Source organism: candidate division TA06 bacterium (assembly GCA_004376575.1).
Taxonomy (GTDB): Bacteria; Hydrothermota; DG-26; order E44-bin18; family E44-bin18; genus E44-bin18.
Genome location: SOJN01000068.1, coordinates 1 through 10558, shown reverse-complemented (window position 1 = coordinate 10558; position 10558 = coordinate 1). Strand labels below are relative to the sequence as shown.

The 10558-nt window shown below is 49.4% G+C and carries 6 protein-coding genes; all 6 read right to left on the bottom strand.

The genetic code is table 11. From position 1 onward, the window contains the following. Positions 1 to 214: 214 nt before the first annotated feature. Positions 215 to 3193 (bottom strand): T9SS type A sorting domain-containing protein, encoded by a 2979-nt coding sequence (locus E3J62_05380; GenBank protein TET46072.1) that lies wholly within the window; start codon positions 3191 to 3193, stop codon positions 215 to 217. Between the two features lie 721 nt (positions 3194 to 3914). Then, positions 3915 to 4607: an N-glycosylase/DNA lyase gene (locus E3J62_05375; GenBank protein ID TET46073.1), complete on the bottom strand. Its 693-nt coding sequence runs from the start codon at positions 4605 to 4607 to the stop codon at positions 3915 to 3917. A 196-nt stretch (positions 4608 to 4803) separates the two neighbouring features. Next, positions 4804 to 5913 (bottom strand): N-acetyl-alpha-D-glucosaminyl L-malate synthase BshA, encoded by a 1110-nt coding sequence (gene bshA / locus E3J62_05370; protein ID TET46071.1) that lies wholly within the window; start codon positions 5911 to 5913, stop codon positions 4804 to 4806. Positions 5914 to 5974: 61 nt separating this feature from the next. After that, entirely contained in the window at positions 5975 to 7594 is a 1620-nt protein-coding gene (gene bshC, locus E3J62_05365) for a bacillithiol biosynthesis cysteine-adding enzyme BshC (GenBank protein ID TET46070.1), read from the bottom strand. Beyond that, positions 7587 to 8330, bottom strand: a complete 744-nt coding sequence (locus E3J62_05360) for a protein-L-isoaspartate(D-aspartate) O-methyltransferase (GenBank protein ID TET46069.1) — start codon at positions 8328 to 8330, stop codon at positions 7587 to 7589. The genes bshC and E3J62_05360 overlap by 8 nt, the downstream gene beginning before the upstream one ends. Before the next feature lie 92 nt (positions 8331 to 8422). Then, positions 8423 to 10558, bottom strand: a 2136-nt coding sequence (locus tag E3J62_05355; GenBank protein TET46068.1) for a T9SS type A sorting domain-containing protein, incomplete at its 5' end; no start/stop codon positions are given.

The window sequence follows — 10558 nt, the reverse complement described above, 5'->3', positions numbered from 1 at the left end:
CCAAACATCGCAACAGATCTCTACCTTAACTTAACACCTATGCCGTTCCACGGGGGTACCGAGGACTCACATAATGTAAGACAGCTCTCAGCAATGTCTGACTGAGAGCTTACGGCTGGGTGCTGACAGCTTGCTCTTTCTACAGCGTATAGCGTACAGCCTACAGCTTGTCTTACTTTCATCTTACAACTGACGTCTGAAAACCGTCAGCGTCTTACCGCACGATCACAACCTTAGAAACTATCCTTTTTGACGCGGAAGAAAGCCTTGCATAATAAAGCCCACTCGGCATCATCTCTCCCTCATTACTCCTTCCATCCCACCTGACTCGATATGATCCAGCTCTGAACATCCCTTTCGCGAGGATCGTGACCAGTCTGCCTGCAGAATCATATATTTCTATTCTTAAATCACACTCCTCCGGCAGCCCATAGTAAAGCTCCATATGGGACCTCGCAGGATTCGGACTTGCGCGGAGAAAGAGTGCGGAAGGCGCGACCAGGAGTCTTGTCAGATCCACTCCCACAGGGTCAAGGACTGTGAACGAGTAGACACTGTCAGGAGCTGTCAATGGATCACACCCGGTGTTTATGGGATCTGAACTATCTGCCGCATAGACATAGTATTCTACTGTCACACCGTACGGCTGGTCAGGAATGTGCTCATAGTAGACCCCCGGAGGACCCAGCACCTTCATCTCCTTGAATCTCCAGACCGTATCCAAATCTGTCCTGTAGGCGCGATAGGCACCAATCAGTCCTGAAAGATCCCTGATAGTAGTCTCCACATAGTATGGACCTTGAAATATAGTGTCCGGCCACTGGGTGGTATTGCTGAACTCGGGAGGACGCGTGTCCACGGTAAACCGCCACGCAATATCCTGGTATCCACTCGGTAATTCATGAGAGCTGAACGCTTCAACATGCCAGAAGTATATGGAATCTGAAAGAGAAGCTGTATCAGGTACACAATAGGTCGTATCTGTTAACCCGGAGATGACAACAACCTCTGCAGAAAAATCCTCGCTCTTCGAGTACTCAAGGGTGTAGCTCCCACCGGAACCAGCAGTAGAAGACCAGGCCATTACTGGCATGGTGTTACCTGAAATCTCGCCATCAGGTGGCGAAAGGAGCACTGGCACATCAGGAGCCCACATAATCTCAGTCTCACCTTCATGTGGCAAATGGTTGTGCGCCGTAATAGTCACATACATGGTGCCTACTGTAATGGGTGGAAGAACAAACGTCACCTTTCCGTTGCTGTCGGTGACATCGCGCACATAGACTTCATCGCCTTTCATCAAACACACGAGGGCAGACTCAACAGGTTCACCATCTGAGTTGACTGCCACATCGAACTGAGTGGCATTGTCACCAATGGCAGAAGCGTAGATTGGAGAGAGTTCTCCCGGAGTATCAGTCCATACAAAGCTCTCGGGCTCCCCAAGAAGATTCAGACAGAACTGAATCCACCGATACGCATTGTAATTACGGGACCAGGCTATATAGTAGGTCTTCGAGACAGCTTCTGCCATCCCCATTCTGGCATTGGTTCCATCATAGAGGCAGCTGAAGAACATTTGATCGTACTTCTCGCTCGCACCACCCCCTGGGTTACCGGGGCTGTACCAACCATACCTGCTGTTTCCCACAAAGAATCCACCACCACCTGGGGCAAGGACAAATTTCTCGGCTATGCAATCGTTATTCTCAAAGCCAGCCGCAATGCAGCCAATGGAGTATAAGACTGTAAATCGGGTATCATTCGTCAACCCGTACATGTCCTCCCTTCTGAGACTATTCGGCCCCACCGACATCACCCCGTAGTTGCTGTGACCGGAATGATTGACAATAGCGTAGCCAGTATTCATCGAGTCCACAGCAGCCTGCCTGTTCAGATTGCCCGAACTCTCATACAGCTTTGATATTGGATCATAGCGGGGTGGTACATACGCATTGTCAATGATGTTTTTCCCCAGCCCAGCATCAGTAGAGCCGTCCAGCCACTCAGCAAGGTAGAGCATCTTCAATTGATAGTCAGAAGGTATCGGAGTCCCATCGAGCACGCCTTCGTAAATGAGCGTTTTTCGCACCACTATGGAGCACTCAGCCGCAGAGGAAACAGGAACTCTCCCCACAAAAACGTCGGGATACAGATCAACTGAATCGGGAACCTCTCCATATATCCCATCCCCATCGAAGTTGAAGTCCCCATCCAAATCAGAAAAGTACAGATCGCACGGCATGTTGTTGTCCGTGCTCCCGCCTACCTTTCCATAGCAGCCCCTGTAGGGAACCACATCCACATCCCCTCCCAATAGAACCCAGATGAGACCCTTATTCGCATAATGCTCGCTGATGCAGTTTCTTACCTTCTCAGCATTGTCTGTCCCGGAGAAGTTGTCATATATCCACTCAGTGGTGACCACCTTGGCAGGCACCCCCTTCTTCGTCTTCCAGTCGGCAACCTGCTGAAACCTATCTGCATGAGAAGCGCTGGTAATTATGAGATATTCGACCTCCAGGATGTCCAGTGAGTGCGAACCCTGGGCCACCCGGTCTCTAACCGCTTCAGCATTGATGACCAGCGATTTGACCGCATCACTTATGAGCCTCTCCGAAGCCGGGCTCCGCACCTTAACTCGAAGCCCGCTCCTTGCATGCTCGAGTTCGACCTCAAACTCAATTCTGGTACACAGGAAAAGCTTCCTCTCCTCAGGCCTGTACCGAATCGGATGTACTGTGAAACCGGCAATCAAATGGCCTGAAAAACTCCCCTGGCTCTCCGCTTCCATCACTGCTTCTGGAAACAAATTCCTGGACTGATATATCTTCTCATCCGGCCCAACCCACTCCGGCCTTCCGGATGCTGAAATGGGAACGTCTGGCTGAGCCGGAAAGATGAAGTACTTCCCTTCTATGGCCTCTACCTGAACAGAAGTGACCCTCAAGGACTTCACTCGTGAGTCTCCAGGGATCGCCACTCTGAGAAGTTTCTGAGGAAGCAGCGGATGTCCAGGCTCTGCCAACAAGTCGCATCCCTTCAACTCCACAATGTCATACGAGCCAAGCCTGGAAAAACGCAGATCGCTCCTGTCAAACGAAACTGAGAAGCTCAAGGCGACGGCAGAAGCGTAGCTGCAGAGAGCCATGCTCACAGCCAACAGGATATAGACAGACAGATTTCGGATCACTTGACACCCTCCTATGGGTTAAACCGACACTGCTAATGCGCCAAAAAGCCCCCATCCAAAAGCCGGGGGCTTTCAACAAGAAATATACAGTTATGAGAAGAGAATTGCAATAGGTTATTGTACCCCACACAGAATCCGAAAATAGAAAACAAAAAAGACCCATGCCATCAGAGAGGGCGTGAGGTATTTTTCGTCCTGAGCGAAGTCCCGAGCAGCAGCCGAGGAACGAAGTCGAAGGATCTGTTTGTGCCAGATTGCTTCGGGACTGCTTACCCTCCTCCGTCGGCCATGCCGACGAAGGACCAAAAATGTCTCGTCTTTTCTCTCGAAAAGCCGGACCTTTTTGGCTCGCAATGACACTATTGTTTCTCCGTTGCGGAATTGAAAACTTGGCACGTGTTTGGAGACTGATGGCCGTAGGCTAGGTATTGCGTACCGCCATCTAATGTCCTATGTCTGTAAACCGTGTTCTCTCAAGGAACAAGAGCTGCCATCATAAGGTGACAGCTCTATCATATCCCCCAAACGAAGCCCAGTCAACACATTTCTTGAAACCCTGTCCTTGAACATTTGAACTTCTTGAACAACTTCCCACCATACCCCTTAAACCTTGTACGTTTGAACATTTGAACGCTTGAACTTCTTGAACAACCTTTATCAGCCCTTGAACCTCTTGAACATTTGAACTTCTTGAACAACTTCCCACCATACACTTAAGCCCTTACTTAAACACTCTCCCTGTCTGCATAGACCAGAATACGAGGTCAAGCTCTTCCATGGGTATTCCAACCTTCTGTGAGAAACCGAGCATCTTTTCTTCTATCTGCAAGTATCTCTTCCTGGTGAGCGACCTGGGGATTTCTTCAATGACTCCGTATGAGACGAGATTCTTAAGCACATGCCTATCGAGTATAGCCAGATCTTTGCCCAGGCCCACATTCCGGAGAAAATGGCTCGCTTCTTTATACCCCAGGCCCTTCACATTCTTCACAAACCATTCTCTTAGGTCGCTGTTATTCTCAGAGCCAGACACGATCTCATCTAGTTTTCTGGAACCACTCAGAAGCTTGTATCTCGCTCCAATGAGAAATCTGGCCTTCTGGTTCTTGAATCGGACCCCTCGCATCTTTGAGGAAACAGCCTTCTCACTGCCCTTAAGAAGAAGGTCCGACGCTTTAAGAGCTTTAACAGCAGAGTCACAGGTCTCCGCCTTGGACTGGGGCGTGAAGAGGCAAAAACAGAGCTCAGCAAATAGTTCTTCCTGAGGCCAGGTGTACTTAGCCCTGAACTCCGCGAGCCTCGAACGTATCAGTCTCCTCCGCCTCTCATATGCAGCAACAACTTCCTCTATCCGTCTCTCTTTACTCGTCAACTTTTGAACCCTTGAACCTCTTGAACTTCTTGAACAACTCATCACCTTAGACTTAAGCCTTTGAACTCGTTGAACAACCTTGAACAACTTATCACCTATAACCTTCAACCGTTGAACGTTTGAACCTCTTGAACAACCTAACCAACATGGCTCAATATGGTTCAAATGTTCAACATGGTTCAACATTGAACAACGTTGAACTACAGTTAAACCTCTTGAACAACGTATAACCCAGACCTCATGTATTTAGCACTCTGTTGTACATTTCCTCGTACCTAGGCACAATATTCTTAGAGTCGAAAGACTGAACAACCCTTTCTCTTGCATTCTTCCCCAGATGCCTTCTCTTCTCTTCGTCTTTCAGTATCTCGATTGAATTCTCTGCCATAGAATCTACGTCTCCAATGTCAGATAGATATCCATTCTCTCCGTCTACGACCACCTCAGGTAGGCCACCGGAGTTTGTCCCCACCACGGGCACCTCACACGCCATGGCTTCAAGTGCAGCCAACCCGAACGATTCATTTTCGCTCGGAAAGAGCATCAAATCGGAGATGGACAGCAAATCCCGCACAGAATATCTACTCCCAAGGAATCGTACAGACTCGCTAATCCCCAGGCTGAGACTCATCTGTTCTGCCTTTGACCTCTCCGGGCCGTCTCCCACGAGCAGAAGCACAGCTTTCAGTTCCTGTCTTATCCGAGCGAATACATCCACCACATTATCAATTCTCTTGACAGGTCGGAAATTGGAGATGTGAATGACAACTTTTCCCGCCGGTCTTTCTATGTGAGGGTCAGAATTTCTGAAAAAGGTTGTGGTATTGATGAAATTGTATATCACCTCAATCGGCGTTGATACACCGATAGTCTCTTCAGTCTTTTTCTTGAGATACTGAGATACGGCGGTCACGCCATCACTCTTCTCGATGCTGAACTTCGTAATAGGAAGAAAAGAACTGTCACTGCCAATGAGAGTGATATCTGTCCCATGCAGTGTGGTCACCACCCGGGGGCAGGGCTCTTCACACAACTCCCTGGCCAAATACGCGCTGACGGCATGGGGGATGGCATAATGGACATGGAGTACTTCCAGCCGTTCATATTTCGCCACCTCTGCCATCTTTGAAGCCAAAGCCAGAGAGTAGGGAGGATAACTGAAAAGCGGATAGGCGACCATTTCGACCTGGTGGAAGAATGTTCCAGAGCCGGCACCGCGCAGCCTCATGGGCATCGCATAGCAGATGAAGTGCACCTGGTGTCCTCTGTCTGAGAGCTCCTTGCCGAGCTCACTCGCAACAATTCCGCTCCCACCGTAAGTAGGATAGCAACTAATTCCGATTCTCAACTTTCTAGCCTCCTGAACGGATGTCTCATCGCGAAACATCGCTGCCGGCTCACGTCTCCTTCTACAGTCTAACTATGTTATGGCCGAAATCAAAGGGATCAATCTCTGAGAGAATTCTCTGAGGGAAATCAAGGCCGAACCTGATCAGGTAATACGTTATGTTCAAAACCCTCTCCTGGAGCCTGCCCATAGGGAGAAGATGGCTCTGTGCATTCTCTATCTGCGTCAGCAACGTCTCATTTTTCTTTCTCGATAGTGTTTTCAGTTTTTCCTCGAGTCTGGAGAGTTGATATGTGGTTTTCTTACGGCAGGTTTCCATTGGACGATCCATTTCAGGCTCAAGGTCCAGAAGCTTCTCACACGTCTGGTTAAGCAACTCCTCAAGTTTTGTTCTGGCATCATCGATGATTTTCAGGCCTGAAAGGGCACCAGCCTTGTCCAGAAAATCGTCTGTCAGTTTCTTCTCACTGACCAAAAAATCATCCACCTTCGCCCCAAGCTTCTTTAATGTCCTTCCAACTGCCGGCAGAACCAGAGTCAATTCAGCTCTGGGGACTATGGCCGGCATATCCATATCAAGTATGTCATAGACAGGGGCAATCTGCGCGAAATAGGATATCTCTCCTGGCCCCGCAATGTATGCATTCGTCAGAAGAAGGAAGTCCTGCAGTAACGGCCTCAGACACACATTGGGGCTCAGTTGTTCTGGGGTCTCTCTGGCTATCGATTCGATTTCAGCCTGGCCGAGTTTCATCCCGTCCTCACCGAGGGAAAAACCATCGCCCTCCCAGGAGAGTGGAAGTCTTTGACCATCCTTGATGACAAAGAAGGGTGGTTTCTTCTTCTTGATTTCTATCTGCAGCTCGTAACCCAGTTTCTTTAGCCTGCTAGAAGCCTCGACAATCGCATCATTGATCTGAGCCCATTTCTGAACTGCCCGCAAATAGAAGTCTGAGGACATTCCCTTCACTTCAGGGTCTGTAGGATCTATCACGACCAGCCCCTTGCCCTTGAACAATGCTTGCATGAACCTGGCAAATCCTTCTGAAAGCAAGAGATCAGGCTTGTACGAGTTTTTCAGCAGCTTGAGAACACTATCCAGATATTCAGACTTCGGGGAGTTGTTTTCTAACTGGCGTATCAGTTCTGCTACTCTTTCATCCACTCTGTATGAGCCCGTTGGCCGCCTTGCAGGCTTTTCGTAAGCGGTCAGGGTCAGAACCCTGTGATTAGATCCAAGAATGTGAATGTGTCCAGCCTCAAGGATATCATGGTCTTCGCACTCCATCCAGAAGACGGGTACGTGCCTGTCCGGGCCTGCCCGGTTCAACTCCTCAGCCAGCCGGATTGCTGTGGCAGCCTTGTACACTGTGTAAAGCGGACCACAGAAAAGCCCAATCTGCTGGCCGGTAACAACCGCACATCCACCCTCGCACAGTTTCTCGATGTTATCTTCGACGCTCCTGTCACAGCCGAATCTTCTGTTTTGCTTCAAAAGAATCTGCCCAATCTCTGTCTTGTCGGCAAATCCAGACCTGCAGGAGAGCGCAGCCTTATTTACGCTCTCGACATTCCTGTAGTCCCACCTGTATAAATCCCGTACCCTGTCGAAGTTGAGGATGTAATTAATGTATATTGAGGGCATGCTGGGGATCGATCTCAGATTGAGCGTCTCACTCATTCTGCTTCCTCTTCTGGGCTTCTCCTGTCATGGGAACGAACCTCACCGGTATCACAGATTTCGACTCGTAGCCTCTGGCCGTTCTGGTAATGACCATCAGTTCTTGATAGACTTCGCCAACAGGGATGACCAAGCGGCCACCGACCTCTAATTGCTCCTTCAGGGGTCTGGGTATGTGGTCAGGAGCAGCAGTGACTATTATCGCTTCAAAAGGTGCCTTCTCAGGCCAGCCTTTATAACCGTCACCGCACATGACGTGGACATTCCTATACCCAAGGCTGTCCAATCTCCTGCTAGCGCTCGTGGCGAGTTTTTCAAGAATTTCTATTGAATACACATGATCAGCGATCTCTGAAAGCACCGCAGCCTGATATCCTGAGCCCGTTCCAATCTCGAGAACCTTCTCCCCGCCCTTTATGTTGAGCAACTCTGTCATTAAGGCGACAATATAAGGCTGGGAGATGGTCTGTCCTTCTCCTATGGGAAGAGGCTGGTCAATGTAGGCAAAACTCCTGTATTCAGGAGGGACGAAAAGATGCCGGGGAACTTCCACCATCGCGGCCAAAACTAGAGAGTCGGTCACACCCCTTCCAATAATCTGGGTATTGACCATTGTTCGCCTCAGGGAACCATAGTCCGGGCCAGCAGGAGGAGTTTTTTCGCTGGCTTTCTCGCCAGAACCGGAACAGGACAGGTTGGCCAGAATCAGGAAAAGAAGAAGAAAAGCTCTAAGCATCCTTCATGGAAAATACCACTCATGAAATCCCATGTCAAGAAAGCAAAAGACCGCCCATATGGACGGCCCTCGCTAAAGCTCACCCTTGTAAGCTATCGCACAACTACCAGTTTTTTGGAAGCTTCTTCCTTCCCTATTCTCAGCTTGTAGATGTATATGCCGCTCGGGACAGGATTTCCCGTCTCATCATCCCCTTCCCAGCGTGCTGAATAGTATCCAGGTTCCACAAACCCTTCAAAAAGAACCTTCACTAACCGGCCGACAAGGTCATATACATTCAGACTGGCTTCTCCAGATGCGGCCACCTGATAGTAAATATGCGTGTAGACAGAGAGAGGATTGGGAGCATTCTGTAGAAGACCAGATTCCAAGGGCACCCTTGGAAGCACGTACTGGTCATAAATACCAGTTACTGCCTCTATCGTCTTTGACGCCGTGTCATTCTCAGCATTGCCGTCATCTGTCAGCTCGATGACCACGCTCATCAAGTAGGACCCGGGCATAGAGGTAGACCATGGAGCAAAGGGAATGTCCGTGCTCACTCCGGGAAGCAGATCAACAACCTGCACTGTATCATCATAACCGTCTATGGTGCAGATTATGTCAAACGTCTCTGCATAATCACCCCAGTTGTGCACAGAAACCCTTGGAGTGTAAGTCGAATCGATGGCAACTGTATCTGGAGGAGCATCTATGCTGTCAATGCCGCAGTCATGAATTAGCGCACAGTACCCAAAAACAGGCTTGGCCAGAGTATCATTGGAATAGATTGTGTCTGCGGCAAGTAGTGTGGTCACGGTCATGGTGTAGTTGATGCTATCAGCACCAGGGACCGGCCAGTTCAAGAAATTGACTATGACCGAATCCCCAGGATCCAATTCAAGCACAGCCTGCGTGTCAGCATAGACGGGCAGAGTCGTATCCATTATGCACTCAACATTGAAGAACTCCTGCTCGGTGCCAAAGTTCTTTACCCAGGCACTCACCACCACTGTGCTGTCGCAAAATACCGTGTCTGGAGGGTTAAGAATAATTACTGGACCCACATCGCGCACAACAACAAGCTCGCAGTAACCAAAGATGCTATCAGAGACAGTGTCATTAGTTGCGTTAAAATCTCCGGCTAACTCACTGTAAAACGTAACACTGTAATGTGTGCTGTCAACATTGGGGACAGTCCAGCTACTGGCAAAGGTAGCGGTTCTTGAACTGTCCGGGTCAAGACCTAATACGATCATAGTGTCTTGATGGATTGTGATTCCGCCGGTATCTTCTATTGTGCATATCACATCAAAGTCTTCCAAAAAGTCACCGTAGTTCATGACATCAACCATGACTGAGTATATTTGTTCACACAAGACCGTATCCGGCGGAGCTACCCTGCCCAGGATGCCAACATCATGAACCCTGAAACAGTAGCCGAAAGTGGACGTAACCAGAGTGTCGTTGGCCGGAAGAGAATCACTAGCCAGCAGAGTCCAGCTCGTGATTCCATATGTCGTGCTGTCAAGATCCGGCACCGTCCACTCATCAAAGACTGCATCCGCAGAGTCTCCAGGCAGAAGATTGGTTACAGTTGCCGTATCGCTCCATATTACAGTCATATTGGTATCAATCTGAATCACCACATCAAAACTCGCGTCCAGACCACCCGCATTAACGACCTTGACTCTAACAGTATCTGAAGAATCGCAGAGAACCGTATCACCAGGCCAGACTACCCACGAAGGATACACGTCCTCCCACGGAAGACACATACCCCAGGAGGCCCCGCCCAGAGTGTCATTGGACATGTCAACATCGCCAGGGAGCATGGTCCAGACAGTAAGATCGTAGTTTATCCCGTCTACGTCTGGAACAGTCCAGGAGCCGAAGACAGCATCGGTGGTCTCAGCAGGAGCAAGGTCAACGACATTCACAGTGTCCTCGTATAAGTTGACACCACTCGTGTCAATGCTGAAAACAACATCAAAGGTCGCCGAAATCTGCCCTAGATTCGTGACTTTCGCCGTGGGGTCACCTGATGAGCTGCAATACACGGTGTCCTCTGGCCAGACTATGAGAACCGGCGCAACATCCTCTATCCACAGGCACATACTCGACATGGTGTCCACAAGAGTATCATTCGCAGGAACACCATCACCCACCAACTGCGTCGTTATCGTTATCCCGTAATCCATGGCATCTACAAGAGGAACCTGCCAACCTGTGCTGAACGTAACATCAAC

Excerpts from the sequence above, each read along its gene's own strand:
- E3J62_05375 (TET46073.1), bottom strand. The coding sequence starts at position 4,607 with ATGAGTTGTTCAAGAAGTTCAAGAGGTTCAAGGGTTCAAAAGTTGACG.
- E3J62_05360 (TET46069.1), bottom strand. The coding sequence starts at position 8,330 with ATGCTTAGAGCTTTTCTTCTTCTTTTCCTGATTCTGGCCAACCTGTCC.
- bshC (TET46070.1), bottom strand. The coding sequence starts at position 7,594 with ATGAGTGAGACGCTCAATCTGAGATCGATCCCCAGCATGCCCTCAATA.